At 73.5% G+C, this 20,536-nt stretch carries 18 protein-coding genes; 7 read left to right on the top strand and 11 right to left on the bottom strand.

What is annotated here, in order from left to right:
- Positions 1-33 precede the first annotated feature (33 nt).
- Both ABTX60_RS31000 and ABTX60_RS30995 read left to right on the top strand, forming a co-directional pair.
- Positions 34-1,197 (top strand): exonuclease SbcCD subunit D, encoded by a 1,164-nt coding sequence (locus ABTX60_RS31000; protein WP_352100323.1) that lies wholly within the window; start codon positions 34-36, stop codon positions 1,195-1,197.
- Complete coding sequence (locus ABTX60_RS30995; protein WP_352100322.1) at positions 1,194-4,190, top strand: AAA family ATPase; 2,997 nt, start codon at positions 1,194-1,196, stop codon at positions 4,188-4,190. The genes ABTX60_RS31000 and ABTX60_RS30995 overlap by 4 nt, the downstream gene beginning before the upstream one ends.
- 2 nt (positions 4,191-4,192) lie before the next feature.
- On the opposite strand, the gene ABTX60_RS30990 is transcribed toward ABTX60_RS30995, so the two are convergent.
- Entirely contained in the window at positions 4,193-4,639 is a 447-nt protein-coding gene (locus tag ABTX60_RS30990; RefSeq protein ID WP_345665832.1) for an Lrp/AsnC family transcriptional regulator, read from the bottom strand.
- Positions 4,640-4,732: 93 nt separating this feature from the next.
- Between ABTX60_RS30990 and ABTX60_RS30985 the strand changes: the two genes are divergently transcribed.
- On the top strand, positions 4,733-5,206 hold the full coding sequence (locus ABTX60_RS30985) for a rhodanese-like domain-containing protein (RefSeq protein ID WP_352100321.1): 474 nt from the start codon (positions 4,733-4,735) through the stop codon (positions 5,204-5,206).
- 45 nt (positions 5,207-5,251) lie between these two features.
- The gene (locus ABTX60_RS30980; RefSeq protein WP_352100320.1) at positions 5,252-5,821 is read left to right on the top strand and encodes an immunity 21 family protein; all 570 of its coding nucleotides are present in this window, start codon (positions 5,252-5,254) and stop codon (positions 5,819-5,821) included.
- Positions 5,822-5,841: 20 nt separating this feature from the next.
- Here ABTX60_RS30980 and ABTX60_RS30975 read toward each other — a convergent pair whose 3' ends face one another.
- A complete protein-coding gene (locus ABTX60_RS30975) occupies positions 5,842-7,533 on the bottom strand; it encodes a DUF885 domain-containing protein (RefSeq protein ID WP_352100319.1) in 1,692 nt (563 codons plus the stop codon).
- Between the two features lie 31 nt (positions 7,534-7,564).
- A complete protein-coding gene (locus ABTX60_RS30970; protein ID WP_283970851.1) occupies positions 7,565-8,056 on the bottom strand; it encodes an Lrp/AsnC family transcriptional regulator in 492 nt (163 codons plus the stop codon).
- 67 nt (positions 8,057-8,123) lie between these two features.
- On the opposite strand from ABTX60_RS30970, the gene ABTX60_RS30965 reads away from it, so the two are divergent.
- Complete coding sequence (locus tag ABTX60_RS30965; RefSeq protein WP_352100397.1) at positions 8,124-9,344, top strand: trans-sulfuration enzyme family protein; 1,221 nt, start codon at positions 8,124-8,126, stop codon at positions 9,342-9,344.
- Positions 9,345-9,353: 9 nt separating this feature from the next.
- On the opposite strand, the gene ABTX60_RS30960 is transcribed toward ABTX60_RS30965, so the two are convergent.
- The 5 genes from ABTX60_RS30960 to ABTX60_RS30940 all read right to left on the bottom strand — a co-directional run bounded on the left by ABTX60_RS30960 (position 9,354) and on the right by ABTX60_RS30940 (position 15,481).
- Complete coding sequence (locus tag ABTX60_RS30960; RefSeq protein WP_352100318.1) at positions 9,354-10,589, bottom strand: GNAT family N-acetyltransferase; 1,236 nt, start codon at positions 10,587-10,589, stop codon at positions 9,354-9,356.
- A gap of 130 nt (positions 10,590-10,719) precedes the next feature.
- Positions 10,720-12,282, bottom strand: coding sequence for an alkaline phosphatase D family protein (locus tag ABTX60_RS30955; protein WP_352100317.1), 1,563 nt, complete (start codon positions 12,280-12,282; stop codon positions 10,720-10,722).
- Positions 12,283-12,410: 128 nt separating this feature from the next.
- Positions 12,411-13,850 (bottom strand): MocR-like pyridoxine biosynthesis transcription factor PdxR, encoded by a 1,440-nt coding sequence (pdxR, locus tag ABTX60_RS30950; RefSeq protein ID WP_352100316.1) that lies wholly within the window; start codon positions 13,848-13,850, stop codon positions 12,411-12,413.
- Between the two features lie 39 nt (positions 13,851-13,889).
- Positions 13,890-14,720, bottom strand: a complete 831-nt coding sequence (locus ABTX60_RS30945; protein ID WP_352100315.1) for an alpha/beta fold hydrolase — start codon at positions 14,718-14,720, stop codon at positions 13,890-13,892.
- Positions 14,721-14,827: 107 nt separating this feature from the next.
- A complete protein-coding gene (locus ABTX60_RS30940) occupies positions 14,828-15,481 on the bottom strand; it encodes an NADPH-dependent F420 reductase (RefSeq protein WP_352100396.1) in 654 nt (217 codons plus the stop codon).
- A 109-nt stretch (positions 15,482-15,590) separates the two neighbouring features.
- Between ABTX60_RS30940 and ABTX60_RS30935 the strand changes: the two genes are divergently transcribed.
- Together ABTX60_RS30935 and ABTX60_RS30930 are read left to right on the top strand one after the other, a co-directional pair.
- Positions 15,591-16,475 (top strand): RNA polymerase sigma-70 factor, encoded by an 885-nt coding sequence (locus ABTX60_RS30935; RefSeq protein WP_352100314.1) that lies wholly within the window; start codon positions 15,591-15,593, stop codon positions 16,473-16,475.
- Between the two features lie 167 nt (positions 16,476-16,642).
- A complete protein-coding gene (locus ABTX60_RS30930; RefSeq protein WP_352100313.1) occupies positions 16,643-17,404 on the top strand; it encodes a GntR family transcriptional regulator in 762 nt (253 codons plus the stop codon).
- A gap of 12 nt (positions 17,405-17,416) precedes the next feature.
- On the opposite strand, the gene ABTX60_RS30925 is transcribed toward ABTX60_RS30930, so the two are convergent.
- The 3 genes from ABTX60_RS30925 to ABTX60_RS30915 form a co-directional block, all read right to left on the bottom strand.
- Positions 17,417-18,559 (bottom strand): ROK family transcriptional regulator, encoded by a 1,143-nt coding sequence (locus tag ABTX60_RS30925; RefSeq protein ID WP_352100312.1) that lies wholly within the window; start codon positions 18,557-18,559, stop codon positions 17,417-17,419.
- A gap of 90 nt (positions 18,560-18,649) precedes the next feature.
- Entirely contained in the window at positions 18,650-19,312 is a 663-nt protein-coding gene (locus ABTX60_RS30920) for a response regulator transcription factor (protein WP_352100311.1), read from the bottom strand.
- Positions 19,313-19,326: 14 nt separating this feature from the next.
- A complete protein-coding gene (locus ABTX60_RS30915) occupies positions 19,327-20,496 on the bottom strand; it encodes a sensor histidine kinase (protein WP_352100395.1) in 1,170 nt (389 codons plus the stop codon).
- Between the last annotated feature and the right edge of the window lie 40 nt (positions 20,497-20,536).

Here is a 20,536-nt window from a genome sequence, read left to right as displayed (position 1 = left end):
CGTAGGGGGAGACATGCAGGTCGGAGCGGCGTCTTGAGGCTGCTGCACACCTCCGACTGGCATCTCGGCCGGGCGTTCCACCGGGTGAACATGCTGGACGCCCAGGCCGGGTTCGTCCACCACCTCGTCACGACCGTGCGGGAGCGTGCCGTGGACGCGGTGGTCGTGTCGGGGGACGTCTACGACCGGGCGGTGCCGCCGCTCGCCGCGGTCGAGCTGTTCGACGACGCCCTGCACCGCCTCGCCGGCCTCGGCGTGCCGACGGTGATGATCTCCGGGAACCACGACTCGGCCCGTCGGCTGGGCGTCGGGGCGGGGCTCATCGGGCGGGCCGGTATCCATCTGCGGACGGAACCCGCGGCAGCCGGCACTCCGGTCATGCTGGCCGACGCCCACGGCGATGTCGCCTTCTACGGGCTGCCGTATCTCGAACCCGCCCTGGTCAAGGACCAGTTCGGTGTGGACAAGGCCGGGCACGAGGCCGTTCTCGCAGCCGCCATGGACCGGGTCCGCGCCGACCTCGCCGCCCGCCCGCCCGGCACCCGCTCCGTGGTCCTCGCTCACGCCTTCGTCACCGGTGGCGAAGCCAGCGACAGCGAGCGGGACATCACCGTCGGCGGCGTCGCCGCGGTGCCGGCCGGGGTGTTCGACGGCGTCGACTACGTGGCGCTCGGGCATCTGCACGGCTGCCAGACCCTCACCGACCGCGTTCGCTACTCCGGTTCCCCGCTGCCCTACTCCTTCTCCGAGGCCGCCCATCGCAAGAGCATGTGGCTGGTCGACCTGGCCGCGGACGGCTCCGTCGACGCCGAGCGCGTCGACTGCCCGGTGCCCCGCGCCCTCGCCCGGATCCGGGGCACCCTGGAGGTCCTGCTCGCCGACGCGGATCTGACACGGCACGAAGAGGCCTGGGTCGAGGCGACCCTCACCGACCCCGTCCGCCCCGCCGACCCGATGGCCCGGCTCACCGCACGTTTCCCGCACATGCTCAGCCTCGTCTTCGACCCCGACCGCGACGAGGACGAGTCCGAGGTGTCGTACGCCCGGCGTATGGCCGGCCGCAGTGACCAGCAGATCGCCGAGGACTTCGTCGCCCATGTGCGCGGCGCCGGACCGGACCCGCACGAACAGGGCGTGCTGCGCGACGCGTTCGACGCGGTACGGGCGGACGAATCCGTGCGGGAGGTGGCCCGGTGAGGCTCCACCGGCTCGCGGTCACCGCCTTCGGCCCCTTCGGCGGCACGCAGACCGTCGACTTCGACGAGCTGTCGGCGGCCGGGCTGTTCCTGTTGCACGGACCCACCGGCGCGGGCAAGACCTCCGTCCTGGACGCCGTCTGCTACGCCCTCTACGGCTCGGTGCCGGGCGCCCGGCAGGGCGGCGGCCAGGGCACGGCCCTGCGCAGCGACCACGCCGCGCCCGCGACCCGCACCGAGGTCACCCTCGACCTCACCGTCGCCGGGCGCCGCCTGGAGGTCACCCGACAGCCGCCCTGGGAGCGCCCCAAGAAGCGCGGCACCGGCACGACCCTGGACAAGGCCCAGACCTGGCTGCGCGAGTACGACGCGACCGCCGGGGCCTGGAAGGACCTCAGCCGCTCCCATCAGGAGATCGGCGAGGAGATCACCCAGCTGCTCGGCATGAGCCGGGAACAGTTCTGCCAGGTCGTGCTGCTGCCGCAGGGCGACTTCGCCCGGTTCCTGCGCGCCGACGCCGAGGCCCGAGGCAAACTGCTGGGCCGCCTGTTCGACACCCGCCGCTTCGCCGACGTCGAGAAGCGCCTCGCCGAGCGGCGCCGCACCACCGAGGCCCAGGTGCGGGACGGGGACGCGGAACTGCTGGCCGCCGCCCACCGCATGCAGCAGGCCGCGGACGACGCGATGGAACTGCCCGAACTCGCTCCCGGCGAACCAGGGCTCGCCGAAGCCGTGCTGAGCGCCGCCGCAGTGGCTCGCAGCACCGCCCGCGAACAGCTCACCGTCGCCGCGTGCACCCTCACCGCGGCCGAGTCCGCCCAGGCCGCCGCCGGCCGCGCCCTGGACGAGGCACGCGAACTGGCCCGGCGTCAGCGGCGGTTCGACGAGGCACGCGAACGAGCGGCGCGCCTGGAGCAGGGAGCCGAGGCCTACCGGGAGGCCCAGACCCTCATGGAACGGGCCCGCAAGGCCGAAGCCGTCGCGCCCGCCCTGGACCTGCGCGAAGCCTCCGAAGCGGAACACCGCCGGGCGGCCGCCGCCGAGACACGCGCGCGTGCCCTGCTGCCGCAGACCTTCGCCGACGAGGGCGCGGCCGGACTCGCAGCCGCCGCACGCCGGGCCGCCGAGGAACTGGGCGGGCTCGACTCGGCCCGCCGCGCCGAGCGACGACTGGCCGAACTTCTCGACCAGCGCGCCGGGCTGGACCGCCAGGAACGCGCCGACGCCGACCTCCTGCAGGAGGCGGAGGCCTGGCTCGACGGCTGGGAGGAGCGGCGCACCGCGCTCCAGACCCGCGTCGACTCCGCGCAGCGGGCCGCCGCCCTCGCCGAGCAGCTCGGCGCACGGCGCGAGCCCGCGCAGCAACGGCTGCGGGCGGCCCGCACGCGCGACCGGCTCGTCCAGGACACGGACCGGGCGGTCGACCGGGTCCGCACCGCGCAGGACGAGACGCTCCGGGCCAAGCGGCACTGGCTCGACCTCAAGGAGCAGCGCCTGAACGGCATCGCCGCCGAACTGGCCGCGCACCTCGCCGACGGCGAACCCTGCGCCGTCTGCGGCGCCACCGAACACCCCGCCCCCGCCCGCAAGATCGCCGGACACGTGGACCGCGAGGCGGAGGAGCACGCCCTCACCGCCTACCAGCGCGCCGACGAGCGGCGCGCCGAGGACGAACGGCGCCTCGGCGACGTACGGCAGGCACTCGCCGCCGCCTCCGCGGAGGCCGGTGACACGCCGACCGGGCAACTCGCGGAAGATCTCGCGGACTTGGAGGAGCGGTACGCGCAGGCCCGCAGTGCCGCCGCCGAGCTGCACGCCGCGCAGGAGCGACTGCGGCAGGCCGGACAGGAGCACGAACGACGCCTCGCCGCCCGGCAGGAGACCGCCGTGCGCACCGCCTCCCGCGTCGGTCACCGGGAGCGGCTGGACCACGAACGGGCCGCGCTGGAGGAGGAGCTGGACCGGGCACGCGGCTCCCTGGACAGTGTCGCCGCGCGGGCCGCGCAGTTGGAGCGGCGGACCGCGCTGCTCACGGACGCCGCCGACGCCGCCCGCGTGGCCGAGGACACCGCCCAGCGGCTGAAGGACGCCGACGCCCGCCTCGCCGACGCCGCCTTCCGCGCGGGCTTCGACACCCCGCAGGCCGCGGCCGACGCCCTCCTCGACCGCGCGGCCCACCGCGAACTGCAACGCCGCCTGGACGCCTGGCAGCACGAGGAGGCCGCCGTACGGGCCGTTCTCGCCGAGGCCGACACGGCCGCGGCGGCCCGTGAGCCGCGGGCCGACCCGGACGCGGCGCAGCAGGCCGCAGACGAGGCGGACCGGCGGCTGCGCCACGCCGTGTCCGCCCACGACGCCGCCGAGCGGCGCTGCGCCGACCTCGACCGCCTCTCCGCACGTGCGGCCGCCTCCGTACGCCGGCTGGCGCCGCTGCGTGAGGAGTACGACCGCGTCGCCCGGATGGCCGGCCTCGCCGCAGGCACCTCGGCGGACAACGAACGCCGGATGCGCCTGGAGTCGTACGTCCTGGCGGCCCGGCTGGAGCAGGTCGCCGCCGCCGCGACCGTACGGCTGCGCCGCATGTCGTCCGGCCGCTACACCCTCGTCCACTCCGCCGACCGCACCGGACGCGGCCGCAGCGGGCTCGGACTGCACGTCGTCGACGCCTGGACCGGCCGCGAACGCGACACGGCGACGCTCTCGGGCGGCGAGACGTTCTTCGCCTCGCTCGCTCTGGCCCTCGGCCTCGCGGACGTCGTCACGGACGAGGCGGGCGGGGTGCGCCTGGACACCCTGTTCATCGACGAGGGCTTCGGCAGCCTCGACGACCAGACCCTGGACGAGGTTCTCGACGTGCTCGACTCCCTGCGTGAACGCGACCGCAGCGTCGGCATCGTCAGCCATGTCGCCGACCTGCGGCGGCGGATCCACGCCCAGCTCGACGTGGTGAAGGGCCGGTCCGGGTCGACCCTGCGGCAGCGCGGCGCCGGCTGAGGTCAGCGGCCCAGGGGGCGCCGGGGAAGGGGGGAGGAGTACACCACGCTCGTGGTGACCGAGCCCAGCGCCCCGATCTTCCCCGACACCTCCTCGAGGTGGCGCATCGAGCGGGCCGTCACCTTGATGACGAAACAGTCGTCGCCCGTGACGTGGTGCGCCTCCAGGATCTCGGGCGTGACGGCGACCAGGTCGTGGAAGGGCTTGTAGTTGCCGTTCGGGTACCTCAGACGTACGAACGCCAGGATCGGCAGGCCCAGCCGCTCGGGGTCGACCACCGCCGCGTAGCCCTGGATGACCCCGGCCTCCTCCAGGCGGCGCACCCGCTCGGTCACCGCGCTCGCCGACATGGACACGGCGCGGGCCAGCTCGGCGAAGCTGGCCCGGCCCTCCCGCTGGAGGACGTCCAGGATGCGCCAGTCGGTGGCGTCCGGGGAATACTCGGTCATTCCGGAGGCATAGCAGGGGAATCCCCGGCAGATCAAGCGGAGTGCCGGGGATCGTCACTTCAGGGGCGAGGCATGCGGCCGTAGTTTTTCCGCATGACCACCACCGTGAACCCCGTCCTGCGCGTCGCCCCCGCCGCTCCGGCCGAGGCCGCAGCGCACTTCCGCGCCGGTCTCGCCTTCCACACCGACGTGTCCGACGTCGCCACCGCACTCGCCGCCGGCGGCGACCCCGGCTTCGTCCTCGTCGACGCCCGCTCCACCGAGGCCTGGGACCAGGGTCACGTCCCCGGCGCGCTCCACCTGCCGACCGCGCTCGTCCCCGAGCTGGCCGGGCAGCTCCTCGACCGGACGGTGCCGGTCGTGACGTACTGCTGGGGGCCCGGCTGCAACGGTGCCGCCCGCGCCGCCCTGGCCCTCGCCGAACTCGGCTACCAGGTCAAGGAGATGCTCGGCGGCTTCGAGTACTGGGTGCGCGAAGGGCTGGCGTTCGAGACCTGGCAGGGTCGCGAGCGGCGGGCTCCGGACCCCCTGACGGCCCCCGTGAACGCGGACGACTGCGGCTGCTGAACCCCTGGTCCTCTGCCGCGAGTCCACCCTGTAGGTTCGTGCGCCATGGTGCGATACGCGGAGCCGGGCGCTGTGGAGTGGGTGGAGTCGGGCGGGGGGCCGCTGATAGCGGTGCCGGAGACCGTCCTGCCGTTCTGGGCGGGCGCCGACGGCGAGGAGACGGCCTCGGACTACGACCGGGCCTGCGAGGTGGACGGTCACGTCGGCCTCCTCCCGGTCGGCGACTGCACGGCGCTGGTCCTGGGTGACGAGCCCGCCGCGACCGCCTACCTGCCCGACCACGGCGTGTTCGTCCGCTGGTGCGCCGGCGACTGTGAGGACGAACTGCTGGCGAGCGTGCCGTCGGCGATCGACGGCGCGGAGTGGGAATCGGACGTGCACTGGGAGGTGCCGGGGACCGTGCTCCTGTTCGACGCGGCGTGGCCCGGGTCCGACCCGTCGGGGTCCGACCACGTGCGGGTGGCGCTGGAGCCTGGCCGCTACGCGGTGCGCGCGGCAAGGGTCCGGCCCGGCCCGGAGACCTGGCTGAGCCTGGTCCAACTCCGGCTGCTCGCACGGCGACAGCACTGCGCCCCCGGAGAGGTCACCCACTCCGAGGGCGGATTCCGGCGCTGATCAGACAGTCGGCAAGCTGATCAGAGGGCGGACAACTCGTCCACCAGATCGTCCAGCCCCAGCGACCCCTGCGACAGCGCCGCCATGTGCCAGGCCTTCGGGTCGAAGGCGTCGCCGTGCCGCTTGCGGGCGTTCTCGCGGCCCAGGAGCCATGCCCGCTCGCCGAGCTTGTAGCCGATGGCCTGGCCCGGCATGGACAGGTAGCGGGTCAGCTCGCTCTCCACGAAGTCGGCCGGCCGGCTGCTGTGCGAGCCGAAGAACTCCTGCGCCAGCTCGGCCGTCCAGCGCTCCCCGGGGTGGAAGGGCGAGTCGTCCGGGATCGTCAGCTCCAGGTGCATGCCGATGTCGATGATGACGCGCACGGCGCGCATCATCTGCGCGTCCAGGTAGCCGAGCCTGCGCTCCGGGTCCGTCAGAAAGCCCAGTTCGTCCATCAGCCGCTCCGCGTACAGCGCCCACCCCTCGGCGTTGGCGCTCACCATGCCGACGCTCGCCTGGTAGCGCGAGAGGTTCTCCGCCACGTGCTTCCACTGGGCCAGCTGGAGGTGGTGGCCGGGCACGCCCTCGTGGTACCAGGTCGACACCAGGTCGTAGACCGGGAAACGCGTCTCGCCCATGGTCGGCAGCCAGGTGCAGCCCGGGCGGGAGAAGTCGTCCGACGGCGGCGTGTAGTAGGGGGCCGCGGCGCTGCCCGGAGGGGCGATGCGCGACTCCACCCGGCGCACCCGCTCGGCCAGGTCGAAGTGAGTGCCGTCGAGCGCGTCCATCGCCTCGTCCATGAGGCTCTGCAGCCAGTCGCGGACCTCGTCGACGCCCTCGATGTGCGTGCCCTGCGCGTCGAGATGGGCCAGCGCCTCCCACGGCGTGCCGGCCCCGGGAAGGATCTTCTCGGCCTCGCTCTTCATCTCGCCGAGCAGGCGGTGGTACTCGGACCAGCCGTAGGCGTACGCCTCGTCCAGGTCGAGATCCGTGCCGTTGAAGTAGCGCACCCAGCGCGCGTACCGCTCCCGGCCCACGACGTCGGGCGCGCCCTCGATCGTCGGGGCGTACACGTCCCGCATCCAGTCGCGCAGCCCGACGACCGCTTCGGTCGCCGAGCGGGCGGCGGCGTCCAGCTCGGACCGCAGGGCCTCGGGCCCGGCGGCCGCGTACTGCTCGAACCAGCCGTGTCCCTCGCCGTCGGAGTCGGCCCACTCGCCGAGCTGCTGCACGAACGTGGCCGTGGCGCGGGGCCCGGCGTACAGCTTGCGTTCCAGTCCGAGCGCCAGGGACTCCCGGTAGCCCTCCAGCGCGGCCGGGACCCCGCGCAGCCGCTCGGCGATCGCCGTCCAGTCCTGCTCCGTCTGCGCCGGCGTCACGGTGAACACCTGTCGCACCGCGTGGGCGACGGAGCTCAGGTTGCTCACGGAGCGCAGGCTCTCGTCGGCCTCGTGCACCGCGAGTTCGGCGCCCAGCCGCTCGCGCAGCAGCCGCGCGCACCGGCGCTCGATGTCACTGTCCGCGCCGGGCAGCCGCTCGGCCTCGTCCAGCCGGGCCAATGTCCGGCGCGCCAGCTCGGCGAGTGCCTCCTGGCCCGTCGGCGAGGTGTCTGGCAGCCTGCTCGAACTCTCCTTGTCGCCGAGGAACGTACCGGTGATCGGATCGAGGGCGACCAGTTCGTCGACGTAGGCGTCGGCGACTTCTCGGGGCAGCTGGCTCTTGATCTCAGACATGTGGCCATCCTCGTACGACGGACCGCGCACGTCACGCGGATTGAGCCGAGGGCGAAGGCGGCAGCAGCGGGCCGCACTCCCACTGCTGGAAGATCAGCCGGGTCTCCACCCGGGCCACCTCACGCCGCGATGTGAACTCGTCCAGGACCAGACGCTGCAGATCCGCCATGTCGGCGACCGCGACATGGACCAGGTAGTCGTCGGGACCGGTCAGGTGGAACACCGTCCGTGACTCCGGCAGGGCCCGGATCCGCTCCACGAACGGCCCCACCAGCTCCCGCCGATGCGGCCTGACCTGCACCGACAGCAGGGCTTCCAGCCCTCGCCCGAGCTTGGCCGGATCCAGTTCCAGCCGGTGCCCGAGGATCACGCCCGAGCGGCGCAGCCGCGTCACCCGGTCCAGACAGGTCGACGGTGCCACCCCGACCTGCGCGGCGAGATCCCGGTAGGTCGCCCGGGCGTCGTTCTGCAACAGCCGCAGCAGATGGAGATCTACCGGATCCAGTACGACAGATTCAGCCATTGGCCGAACGTAGCACGGGTCTCGCACCCGCCAGCCCGGCCGATGTTCACCCTTGCCCACCATGGACATGGACACAACGAGCACGCGCGCCCACGACGCCGTACGCACCGCACCGCGAGCCCTCGCCACCGAGGCCGTGCACGCCGGGCGGGACGACCTCGCCCGGCAGGGGCTGCACGCCCCGCCGATCGACCTGTCCACCACCTACCCGTCGTACGACAGCCGTGGCGAGGCGGCCCGGATCGACGCCTTCGCCACCACCGGCGCCGAGCCGGACGGCCCGCCCGTCTACGGGCGGCTCGGCAACCCGACCGTCGCCCGCTTCGAGACCGCTCTGGCCCGCCTCGAGGGCACCGAGGCCGCGGTCGCCTTCGCCAGCGGCATGGCCGCACTCAGCGCCGTCCTGCTCGTCCGCGGCTCCATGGGTCTGCGGCACGTCGTCGCCGTACGCCCCCTCTACGGCTGCAGCGACCACCTGCTGACCGCCGGGCTGCTGGGCACGGAGGTGACCTGGACCGACCCGGCCGGTGTCGCAGACGCCCTGCGCCCGGACACCGGACTGGTCCTGGTCGAGTCCCCGGCCAACCCCACGCTCGCCGAGGTCGACCTGCGGGCCGTCGCACACGCCTGCGGCTCGGTGCCGCTGCTGGTGGACAACACCTTCGCCACGCCGGTCCTCCAGCGCCCCGCCGAGCACGGCGCCCGGCTGGTCCTGCACAGCGCCACCAAGTACCTCGGCGGCCACGGCGACGTCCTCGCGGGCGTGGTCGCCTGCGACGAGGAGTTCGCCGGCCGGCTGCGCCAGGTGCGGTTCGCCACCGGCGGAGTCCTGCACCCGCTGGCCGGCTATCTGCTGCTGCGCGGTCTGTCCACCCTTCCCGTCCGGGTCCGGGCGGCCTCCGCCACGGCGGCCGAACTGGCCCGTCGCCTCGCCGCCGACCCGCGGATCGCCCGGGTGCACTACCCCCGCATCGGCGGCGCGATGGTCGCCTTCGAGGTGCACGGCGACCCGCACGAGGTGATCGGCGCGGTCCGCCTGATCACCCCGGCGGTGAGCCTCGGCAGCGTCGACACCCTCATCCAGCACCCGGCCTCCATCAGCCACCGCATCGTGGACGCGGACGACCGCAGGGGAGCCGGCGTGAGCGACCGGCTCCTGCGCATGTCGGTGGGCCTGGAGGACGTGGACGACCTGTGGTCGGATCTCGACGCAGCCCTCGGACAACGCCCCGAAAGGGGCGCGGGGAACTGCGCGAGCAACCACAGCGCACCCGCACTCGCGAACTGACGCACGCCCCTACGACGCGGAGGCGCTCCCCAGCCCCTCCGCACTCCTCACGACCGTCTCACCCAGCCGCGCCGTGATGACCAGCGTCCCCTCCTCGACCTGATAGTCGAGAGGAAGCCCCAGCCCCCGCATGGCGGCGACCATGCCCGTGTTGGACGCCTGCGTCACGGCATAGACGCTGGAGCACCTGGCCTCGACGGCCATGGCGACGAGCCGTGACAGCAACTCCGCCCCGACACCCCGCCGCTGCCACGCGTCCTCGACGAGCAGCGCGACCTCCGTCTCGTCCCCGTCCCACAGGAGGTGACCGAGCCCGACGATCCGCCCGGAGGCCGTCTGCACGGCGAGCGTGCGGCCGTAGCGCGGACTGAGCAGGTGGTTGAGGTACCGGTCGGCGTCACCGACGGGCCCGTGGTAGCGCAGCTTCAGCGTGCGCGGCGAGCACCGCTCGTGCATCGCCCGGGCCGCTTCGAGGTCGCGTGTGTCGGCCCGCCGCACGGTGATGTCGCTGCCCTCGGCGAGCGTGAACACGTCCCGTCCGTGCGGCAGGCGCGGTCCGAGCCGGGCGTCCAGCTCCACCAGAGCCCTCGCCCGGGCGAACTCGGTCGGTGTGAACGGCAGGTACGGCCGTTCCACGATGATCACTCCGCCTTCGGGGGCGCGCAGCCGCATCACCGTTTCGTCGAGGGCCCCCTCGACGGCGAGGCTCCCCTGCGCCCCTCCGGCACCGGCCGGTGCGGGCAGGGACCGGATCGTGCACCGGCCGAGCAACTGACGCAGGGCCAGCGGCAGTTCCGCCGAGTCCAAGGCGGTGCGGGCGGCGAGCCCGAGGACCCGGGTCGGCGCGTCCACCAGGTCGTGGGCGTCGGCCCGCTCGATCCAGGTGTCGGCGCCACCGGCCGACTCGACGGCCGTGGTGATCGCGGACGCCGGCAGGCCGTCCGGGCCCCGCAGCAGGAACTCGTCGACCGTGCCCTCGGCCAGGGGGTGCGTCTGCAGGCTGAGGATGTCGACGCGCTGCCCGGCCAGGGCGCCGCACAGTGCCGCCAGGGACCCCGGTTCCTCCTGAACCGTGGTCCGCATCCGCCACAGGGTGTTCGCCCCCGGCACCGGCTCCGGTGCCGGGGACCCGGTATCACTCGTGGGCGGGGCGTGTTCCTGGCGTCGTGTTCGCCAGGCGTGGAACGCCGCCGCGACCTTCTGCCACGAGGTGGCGGGGCGGCAGTCGGCTTCACCATGCGTCATGGGGGTCACTTCTCGCGTCATGCACCCACTGTGACCGAACGGTGTTGCGTGATCGCGAACGCATTGTGACCGATGGGTAAAGGGGGCAGTTTGCCCCCTTTATCAACGCTTCAAACGTTGCGTTCCGTACCTACTGGCCGACCAGGCCCGGCTGGAGCGTCTGGGTGAACAGCACGGTGCCGTCCTGCTCCCGCAGACGTACCGTCAGCTCGCCGCTGTGACCGTCGATGTCGACCTCGCCGAAGAACTGGTAGCCGCCGGCGGGGGAGACGTTGGCGGTGGTCGGCGCCTTCACGAACACGCGGTCCGGGCCGAAGGTGCCGTCGAGCGCGTTCGCGGGGAAGGCGCCCGCGTTCAGCGGACCCGAGACGAACTCCCAGAACGGCTCGAAGTCCGTGAAGGCGGCCTTCGACGGCTGGTAGTGCTGCGCCGAGGTGTGGTGCACGTCGGCCGTCAGCCACACCGTGCCCGTGATCCGCCGGTGCTTGACGAACCGCAGCAGTTCGGCGATCTGCAGCTCACGCCCCAGGGGCTGGCCGGGATCGCCCTGCGCGACGGCCTCGATGTTCTGACCGTCCGGGACGACCAGCCCGATCGGCATGTCGGAGGCGATCACCTTCCACACCGCCCGCGAGCGGGACAGTTCGCGCTTGAGCCAGTCCAGTTGCTCCCGGCCGAGGATGCCCTGCGGGTCGGTGGTCTGGTCGTCGGGCGAGTTCGCGTTGCGGTAGGTGCGCATGTCCAGGACGAACACGTCCAGCAGCGGGCCGTGGTGCTGCACACGGTAGACCCGGCCGCCGGGACGGCGCAGCGTGGAGATCGGGAAGTACTCGGAGAAGGCCTGGCGGGCCCGGGCGGCGAGGACGTCGACGCGCTTTTCGGTGTACCGGGTGTCGGTGAGGATCTCGCCCGGGTACCAGTTGTTGACGACCTCGTGGTCGTCCCACTGGACGATGGACGGGACCCGGGCGTTGAAGGCGCGCAAATTCTCGTCCAGCAGGTTGTAGCGGAAGTTGCCGCGGAACTCCGTGAGCGTCTCGGCGACCTTCGCCTTCTCCTCGGTCGTGACGTTGCGCCAGGTCCGGCCGTCGGGCAGGGCCACGGTCCCGGTGATCGGGCCGTCGGCGTAGATGTTGTCGCCGCTGCAGAGGAAGAAGTCCGGGTCCAGGGCGGCCATCGCGTTGTAGATCGTGTAACCGCCGAACTCCGGGTTGATGCCCCAGCCCTGCCCGGCCAGGTCCCCCGACCAGACGAACCGCACGCCGTCGCGGCGTCTGGCGGACGCGGTGCGGAACGTGCCGGTGACCGGCTCGCCGGTGCGGCGCGGGTCGTCCGGGTCGGTCAGCAGCACGCGGTAGTGGATCTGCTCGCCGGACGGCAGACCGCGCAGCCGGGTCGTGCCGGTGAAGTCGGTGCCCGGACCGAGCAGCGGGCCCTGCCATCGGTGGGGGTCGCGGAACGACTCGGTCGCCGAGGTCTCGACGATCATCCGGGCCGGCCGGTCGGAGCGCACCCACACCAGCCCGGAGTCGCGGGTCACGTCGCCCGCCTGCACCCCCCACTCCGCGGTCGGGCGCCCGGAGCGCGCGAAGGCGGGCGCCGCGCCGAGAGCGGTGGGCAGGGAGAGGGCCGCCGACGCGGCGAGGGAGCCACGCAGGACGCTGCGGCGTCCGGGCAACGGACGGTGTGACATGGATACGCCTCCGGGGGACGGGATCCGGCCAAGTGTGCAGAGCCACACCTACGGGCACATCGCGGCGCACACACGAACCCCAAGTGAACAACTGACCGCAGGGTGAGGGAACGCGCGAACCGGTCGCCTCACCCGGTCGCGGCCCGCGCCATCAGGCGCACGCCCTCGGCGATCCTCGCGGGCGGCACATGGGCGTAGCCCAGGACCAGCCGGACCTCTCCGCCCGCCTCGGGACCGGCCGGGTCGTGGGCGTAGGCCGAGAGCGGGCACACCGCCACCCCCGCTTCCGTCAGGCGCGCGAGGAACCGCTCCTCGGGCCCGTATCGCTGAGGCAGAGTGGCGATCACGTGCAGGCCCGCGGCGATCCCGGACACCTCCGCGCCGGGGAAGCGGGCGTCCAGGGCCGAGACCAGCGCGTCACGCCGTTCGCGGTAGGCGCGCTGGCAGCGGCGCAGCTGACGGTCGTAGTCGCCGCGCTCCAGGAAGCGGGCGAACACGGCCTGGTCGAGGGCCGGGTGGCCGAGATCCATCGTGCGCTTGCGTTCGACGATCTCCTCCGTCCAGGACTCCGGCACCAGCAGCCAGCCCAGCCGCAGGCCCGGCGCGAGGGACTTGCTGACCGAGCCCGTGTAGGCCACGTGGTCCGGGTCGAGGCCCTGGAGCGCCCCCACGGGGGCACGGTCGTAGCGGAAGTCACCGTCGTAGTCGTCCTCGAGGACGATGCCGTCCACGGACCGCGCCCAGTCCAGCAGTTCGGTGCGCCGCCGGGCCGAACAGGCGATGCCGGTGGGGAACTGGTGGGCCGGGGTCGTCACCACCGCCCGTACGCCGGACGCCCGCAGCGGCTCCAGGGAGACACCCTCGTCGTCGAGCGGCAACGGCACGGCGTCGACCCCGGCCGACGCGTAGAGCGCGTCGTGCTGGGGACTGCCCGGGTCCTCCACCCCGACGGCGCGCACCCCGCGCGCGTGCAGGGCGAAGCCGAGCAAGGCCGTCGCCTGGGCCACGCCCGAGACGATCACGATGCGCTCGGGGTCCGCCACCACGCCCCGTCGCCTGGCGAGCAGTTCGGCCAGCGCGGTACGCAGCCTCGGCAGCCCGCGCGGATCGGGGTAACCCAGCTCCTGGTGCGGCAGTTCCGCGAGCACGGCGCGCTGCGCGGCGGCCCAGGCCGCGCGCGGGAACAGCGCGAGGTCCGGCGTCCCGGGCACGAAGTCCGCCACGGCATCGGGCGAGCGCGGAGCGAGATCGTGCGCCCGCGGCGGCGCGGCCCGTACGGCCGCGCCCACCCACGTTCCGGCGCCCCGGCCGCTGCGCAGGTATCCCTCGGCCGTCAGCTGCTCGTACGTCTCCGTGACCAGCCCGCGTGACACCCCCAGGTCCGCCGCGAGGTCCCGGCTCGACGGCAGCCGGGTGCCCGGCGCGAGGCGGCCCGAGCGGACCGCCTCGCGCAGTGCCGCCTGCAGGGACCGGCCACGTGTGCGGGCCGGGGCCGAAGCGGCCGGGAGCAGCAGCTCCCAGGCGGCGGACGCCGCACCTTCGCCCGGGTCGCTCCGCGTCGGTCTCATGAGGGGAGACCTTAGAGGCTCCGCGGTCCTCCCCGCGGGTCAGCGGCTGCCGTCGAGCACCACCCGGGCCACCAGCGCCGGATCGTCGTTCATCGGGACGTGGCCGCAACCGGGCAGCCGCACCAGCCGGGCCCCGGGTATGACGCCCTTGGCGCGCACGCCCTGGCGGGGGATGAGCAGCCGGTCCCGGTTGCCCCACGCCACGGTGACCGGCGTCCCCACGATGTCGTCGGTGAACTGCACCGTCCGGCCGGAGCGCAGCGTCTCGGAGAACCCCTGGGCGCGGGCCAGGGCGAGCGTCTCGGCGACCACGGCCTCCGGTGAACGGCGACCCGGGCGGGCGTAGATGGTGCTCGTCAGCAGGGTGCGGCCGAGGGCCGGACGGGCCAGCCGCTGCACCAGGGGCGGCGGCATGCGCCGGGCGATCTGCCGCATCGCCGTCAGCACGGTGAAGGCGTAGCGGCGCTCTGCCTCGTTCCAGAACCCGGCGGGGGACAGGGCGGTGACGGAGCGGACGAGCTGCGCCCGGGCCAGGTCCAGCGCCAGCAGACCGCCCAGCGAGTTGCCTGCCACGTGCGGCCGGTCGATCTCCAGCGCCCCGAAGAAAGCCGTCAGGACCGTGCTCATCGTGGGCAGATCGTGCGCCATGCCGTCCGGGAGCGCCGGCGACTCACCGCAGCCCGGCAGGTCCACGGCGATCACGTCGCGTTCGGCCGCAAGCGCCGGGATCACCGGGTCCCACACCTGCCGGTGGTGGCCGATGCCGTGCAGCAGGAGCAGCGGTTCGCCGCTGCCCCGGCGCGTGTAGGACAGGGTCACGCTCTGCTCGCCCTGCGCGGAGGCGACTTCGAAGGAGACGGTGGCGGACATGGGGTGCTCCTCGGCTGTACTCGCTGACGGACGGCGTAGACAGCTTGTCAGCAATTGCTACCCGCGGGTAGCCCCATGGTGACGCGACCTTCGCGGCGTCGGCCCGTTCAACGCGACCGTCGCACCTCCAGGTTGAACTCGCCGTGCCCGAACTTCTGGAACAGGCCGACCCACAGGGGCAGCCACATCTCCACGGCGCGGGCCGCCCGGATGCCGCCGAGGTCCAGCACCCGCTCCGCCGGCCAGCCGAACTCCCCGAGCAGCGCCGTGACCTGCTCCCTGGCGCCCGGGTCGTCCCCGCAGACGAAGACGTTGTGCCCGCCCGGCACGCTGCCCGGATCCACCATCACCCGGCAGTTGACCGTGTTGAGCGACTTCACCACGCGCGCGTGCGGAAAGGCCCTCTGGATCTGCTCGCCCACGCTGTCCGACTCGACGGGGGACAGCCGCAGCTCGCCTTCCTCGAAAGCCAGCGGGTTCGACACGTCCACGACGACCTTGCCGTCGATGTTCTCCGCGCCCGCCGCCTCCAGCGCGGCCAGTGCCACCCGCCCGCCGACGGCGTTGACCACGACCTCCCCGAACTCCGCCGCCTGAGCGAATGTCCCCGCGCCCGCCCGGGGGCCCGCGGCGGCGGCCCACTGCGCGGCGGCCGTGTTGTCCGGCGTACGCGAGCCGAGCCGCACCTCGTGCCCCAGCTCCACCAGCCGCCCGCCGAGCGTGCGCCCGACCTGTCCCGTGCCCAGCACCCCGTACCGCATCGCCACCTCCGCAGCCGTAACGCCGATCACCGGCGTCCTGTCGGCCATTCTGTCCGGGAAGGGGCGATTCCGCCTGGACAGGGCCGCAGCGGTGGGCTGGGATGGAGCCGTGACCACCGAGACCGCGACCGACGTCTTCGAAGCACACCGCCCCGTCCTGCTGGGCGTCGCCTACCGGATGCTGGGGCGCGTGGCCGACGCGGAGGACGTGGTCCAGGAGGCCTGGCTGCGCTGGTCCGGCAGCGACCGCGGCGACGTGCGCGAACCGCGTGGCTACCTCGTGCGGATCACGACCCGCCTCGCCATCGACCGGCTCCGCCGGATCAAGGCCAGGGGCGAGACGTACGTCGGCCCCTGGCTGCCCGAGCCGTACGCCACCGACTTCGGCGACACCGCTCCGGACACCGCCGAGCGTGCCGTGCTCGCCGACTCCGTCTCCCTCGCCGTGCTCGTCGTGCTGGAGTCGCTGTCACCGCTGGAGCGGGCCGTGTTCGTGCTGCGCGAGGCCTTCGGCTTCTCCTACGCCGACATCGCCACCATGCTCGACCGCGGTGAACCGGCGGTACGCCGGCTGGCCGGGCGGGCCCGCAAGCACGTCGAGGAGCGACGCCCGCGCCACGAGGTCGACCCCGCCGAGCGCCGCGACCTCACCGAGCGGTTCCTCGCCGCGGCGGCCGGTGGCGACCTCGACGGCCTGATGGCGCTGCTCGCCCCGGAGGTCCGGCTCGTCGGCGACAGCGGCGGCAAGTCCCGGGCGCCGCTGCGGGTCCTGCAGACCGCGGACAAGGTGGGCCGCTTCCTCGTCGGCGCCGCGCAGAAGGGCCTGCCCGGCCTGTCCGTGCGCTTCCTGGAGCTCAACGGCGGCCCGGCCGCGCTGATCCTCTCCGACGGCAGGCCCGACTCCGTCTTCCAGGTCGATGTCGCCGACGGCCGCGTCCAGTCCGTCTACATCATCCGCAATCCCGACAAGTTGCGGTCCCTGGCTGCCGGTTAGCCGCGCCGAGGGTCCGTTCCACGACCCTTCATGAACGCCCCGTGAACGTTCCCGGCCATTGGTCTTGACCAAGAATCAGGGCCGCCCTATGGTCGCAGAGAAGTGCAACAACCTTTAATAAACAAGGGCGCTAAACGCTGCCGACCACGGCGAATGCGGAGGACAGGGTGGGGACCACGCAGCTGGAATCGGTGCAGGAACCGAAGTACTGGCATCTCAAGACCGTGCTCAGCGAGGCGCTCGACTCGGAGTTCTCCGTGGGCGAGATCCTGCCCAACGAGCGCGACCTCGCGGCCCGCTTCGGAGTCGCCCGCGCCACGCTCCGCCAGGCCCTGGAACGACTCGAACTCGAAGGAAGGCTGCAGCGGCGCCGCGGTGTCGGTACGACCGTCGCGCCGCCCCGCATGGGCGTCTCCCTCGGCACCGGCCCGCACACCTGGCCGGGCGGCCCCGAGGACGCCTGGCAGCCCGCCGACTGCACGGCGGCCGTGCCGCCGGCGAGTGTCGCCGACGCTCTGGAGACCGCCCGGGACGAGCCCGTGCACATCGTGCGGCGCTCCCGCGTGTCGCACGGCCGGCAGGTGGCCGCGGAGCTGCTGTACATTCCCCAGCCCTCGGTGCCCGAGCTCTCCGGCATCGACGCGCCGTCCGGAGCGGCACACGCGCGTGCGGTGCTGCGGGAACTGCAGCGGCTGGAGCTGGAGCGGCAGGAGAACGCGGTGGAGCTCGGCTCCGCCGGGGCCGACGAGGCGAAGGAGCTGGACCGGCTGCCGGGGGCGCCGGTCCTTGTCGTCACGACCCGTTTCATCGCCCTGGGGCGTACGGCGGCGCTGTCCGTGGCGACCTATCGTGCTGACACGTGCCGTCTCACCTTCGGTGATCCGGGGGGTGTGGAGATCCACGCCGGGCTTCAGAAGCAGGCGTCCTGAGGGCGTTGTCGCTCAGGGACGTTCCACGGCGAAGAGCTGCTCCTCCACGTGGTCCAAGGCCAGGCGTAGGGCGCCTGTCGCCACGGCTGCGTCGCCCAGGCCCGAGAGGGTGACCTCCGGGGGGCGCAGGCAGTAGCGGGCGAGTTCCTCGCGCAGGGGGGTCAGGACGCCGTCCAGGCCCGCCGCCCAGCCGCCGATCACGACCAGCTCCGGGTCCAGGGCGAGGACGAGGGCCGCCACGTCGTGAACCAGGCGCTGGATGAAGCGGTCGACGGCGGCGCGGGCGCGCTGGTCGCCCTCGCGGGCCCGGGCGAAGACCGTGGCGACCGCCTGCTCGTCGAGAGGATGCAGAGGTTCGTCCGTGGTCGACAGGAGCGTTTCGGGCGTCACCCCGCGGCCCAGCAGATGCAGCGCCCCGATCTCGCCGGCCGCCCCGCCGTAGCCGCGGTGCAGCCGCCCCCCGATCAGCGAACCGGCGCCCGGGCTGAGCCCCGCCAGCACGAAGACCACGTCGTCCGACTCGGTGGCCGCGCCCTTCCAGTGCTCGGCCACCGCAGCGGCATTGGCGTCGTTCTCGACCAGGACCGGGCACGTGAACGACCGGCTCAGCCGCTCACCCAGCCGCAGCCCCGTCCACCCGGGCAGCGCCGTGCCCAGCCGCACCGTGCCGTCGGCCTCGACGATCCCGGGCGTCGCCACGCCCACGGCCCGCAGCGAGCCGCGGGCGACCCCGGCCCGTCGCAGCAGCTCGGCGACCGCCCCGCGCAGCCGCTCCAGCCGCTCGTCGGCCCCGGCCGTCTCGGGCACGTCCTTCGCCTGGGCGCCGATCACCCGGCCGTCCAGGTCGGACAGCAGCGCCGCCACCCGGTGCGCCCCGATCTCCAGCCCCAGCAGATGCCCGGCCTCAGCCCGGAACCGGAACCGCCGCGCCGGACGCCCCTGCCGCCGAGCTGCACCCTCCTCGGCCGCCTTCTCGACGACGAGGCCGGCCTCGATGAGCCCTTCGACGACACCCTCGACGGTCGGCCGGGACAGCCCTGTCACCCGGGTGATCTCGGTCAGCGTCGCGCAGTCCGTGGCACGCAGCGCGTGCAGCACCACCGCGGAGTTGATCCTTCGCAGCAGCGAGGGATCCCCGCCGGTCAGCCGCCCCACCGTCCGTCCTCCCAGGTCGTGCGCGTGTTGGCCGGATCGTACTTCGGTACCGCGCACCCCGGCGAGGGGCAGGCCTCCGCCCGCTCGCGATCAGCCCGGCGCCACGAATCCCGACTCGTACGCCGCGATCACCGCCTGGGTGCGGTCCCGCGCCCCCAATTTGGCCAGCACCGAGCTGACATGCGACTTCACGGTCTCGGTTCCCACGACCAGCCGGGCGGCGATCTCCGCGTTCGACAGGCCCCGCGCCATCAGCCGCAGCACCTCGGCCTCCCGCTCGGTCAGCCGGGCCCGCTCCAGCACGGCCCGGGCCGCACGGTTCCCGCCGGTGTCGCCGTACTCGGCGGCGAGCTGCCGCACCGAGGCCGGGAACAGCAGCGACTCGCCCTCGGCGATCAGCCGCACCGCGTGCACGATCTCGGCGGGCCGGGCCCGCTTGAGCAGGAACCCGTCGGCGCCCGCCCGCAGCGCCTCGTACACGTACTCGTCGTTCTCGAAGGTCGTCACCACGAGGATCCGGGGCGGATCGTCGACCGTCCGCAGCAGCGCCCGGGTGGCCTCGATGCCGTCCAGCAGCGGCATCCGCACATCCATGGCGACCACGTCCGGCCGCAGCCGCCGCACGAGCGGGATCACCGCCGCACCGTCGGCGGCCTCCCCGACGACCTCGATGTCCGGCTGTGCCTCCAGCACGGCCCGCAGACCCGCGCGCACGAGGGGTTCGTCGTCGACGAGGAGAACGGTGACCGGCATCCGGTCAGCCTAGATCAACTCAACGGCAGTTCGACATGGACCTGCCAGTCACCTTCGTCGGGGCCGGTCCGCGCGCGTCCGCCGAGCAGGGCCGCACGCTCGCGCATCCCGCGCAGGCCGCTGCCGCGTCCGGAGCCGGTCGCCCCGGCCGGCAGGGGATTGCGTATCGCGAGGAGCACGGTCGCGCCGGTCACCTGGACGCGGACGCGCACCGGGACCGCGCCCGCGTGCCGCAGGACATTGGTCAGCGACTCCTGGAGGATCCGGTAGCCCTCCCGGGACACCGGCCCGGGCACCGTCTCCACCGGGCCTGTCACCTCGGCGTCGACCTTCGCCCCGGAGGCGCGGGCCGACTCCAGCAGCCGGTCCGCGTCCGCCAGCGTCGGCCGCCCGCTCACCGGTTTCCCCGACTCGCGCAGGACGCCGAGCACCCGCTCCAGATCCTCCAGGGCGGCCCGGCCGGTCTCCTCTATGGCGACCAGCGCCCGGTCGGTGAAGGCCGGATCACCCGCCGCCCGGGCGGCGCCCGCCTGCACGACGGCGACCGTGAGCGCGTGTCCGATGGAGTCGTGCAACTCGCGGGCGATCCGCGTGCGTTCCAGGAGCTGGTCCGTACGCTCCTCCAGCGCGGCCAGCCGCTCCGAGTGGGACGGGCCGAGCAGACGCAGGGCGATGCGGGTGATGAGGTTTCCCGAACCGACCACGACCGCGGCAGCCAGGACCACGGGCACGGGGACGAGCAGGGCGTGCCACCAGTGCCGGCCCTCGACGGGCAGCCAGGCGCCGCCGGCGCGCCCGCCGCCCAGTGCCGTCGACACCAGGTCCACCGTGAGGAGGAGAAGCTGGACGGCGAGATGCGACGCCAGGGCGCCGAGGACCAGCCTCGTCTGGAGCCAGACCACCGTCCGTCCACGGTCGCCCCACGTGGCCGAGGGGGTGACGACGATCTCCTCGCTCGCGCCCCTGTCCCGACGCCCGGTCAGCAGCAACCTGGCCTGGAACCCCTCCACGACCCGCATGGCCGGGACCAGGCCCGCGAGGCCGAGCAGCACGGTCGCGGTGCCCACGGTCCACCACGCCTCGTCGACGAACAGCCACAGGGACGGCCACACGATGGCCATGGAGAGATGAAGCCATCGCGTGTACGTCACCACCCGGGTGAACGGGCGCAGCATGCGGACCAGGACCATCACGCCATCGTGCCAGCGGCAACCGGCGACGGGC

Source organism: Streptomyces sp. NPDC126510, from assembly GCF_040302345.1.
GTDB lineage: Bacteria > Actinomycetota > Actinomycetes > Streptomycetales > Streptomycetaceae > Streptomyces.
This window is presented reverse-complemented; position numbering and strand designations above follow the sequence as displayed.

Coding starts and splice junctions, on each gene's coding strand:
- ABTX60_RS30940 (WP_352100396.1), bottom strand. CDS start 15,481: ATGCGGTACGGGGTGCTGGGCACGGGACAGGTCGGGCGCACGCTCGGC.
- ABTX60_RS30970 (WP_283970851.1), bottom strand. CDS start 8,056: ATGGCTGAATCTGTCGTACTGGATCCGGTAGATCTCCATCTGCTGCGG.
- ABTX60_RS30945 (WP_352100315.1), bottom strand. CDS start 14,720: ATGTCCGCCACCGTCTCCTTCGAAGTCGCCTCCGCGCAGGGCGAGCAG.
- ABTX60_RS30960 (WP_352100318.1), bottom strand. CDS start 10,589: ATGACGCATGGTGAAGCCGACTGCCGCCCCGCCACCTCGTGGCAGAAG.
- ABTX60_RS30985 (WP_352100321.1), top strand. CDS start 4,733: ATGACCACCACCGTGAACCCCGTCCTGCGCGTCGCCCCCGCCGCTCCG.
- pdxR (WP_352100316.1), bottom strand. CDS start 13,850: ATGAGACCGACGCGGAGCGACCCGGGCGAAGGTGCGGCGTCCGCCGCC.
- ABTX60_RS30955 (WP_352100317.1), bottom strand. CDS start 12,282: ATGTCACACCGTCCGTTGCCCGGACGCCGCAGCGTCCTGCGTGGCTCC.
- ABTX60_RS30965 (WP_352100397.1), top strand. CDS start 8,124: ATGGACACAACGAGCACGCGCGCCCACGACGCCGTACGCACCGCACCG.
- ABTX60_RS30920 (WP_352100311.1), bottom strand. CDS start 19,312: ATGCCGGTCACCGTTCTCCTCGTCGACGACGAACCCCTCGTGCGCGCG.
- ABTX60_RS30975 (WP_352100319.1), bottom strand. CDS start 7,533: ATGTCTGAGATCAAGAGCCAGCTGCCCCGAGAAGTCGCCGACGCCTAC.
- ABTX60_RS30980 (WP_352100320.1), top strand. CDS start 5,252: ATGGTGCGATACGCGGAGCCGGGCGCTGTGGAGTGGGTGGAGTCGGGC.
- ABTX60_RS30990 (WP_345665832.1), bottom strand. CDS start 4,639: ATGACCGAGTATTCCCCGGACGCCACCGACTGGCGCATCCTGGACGTC.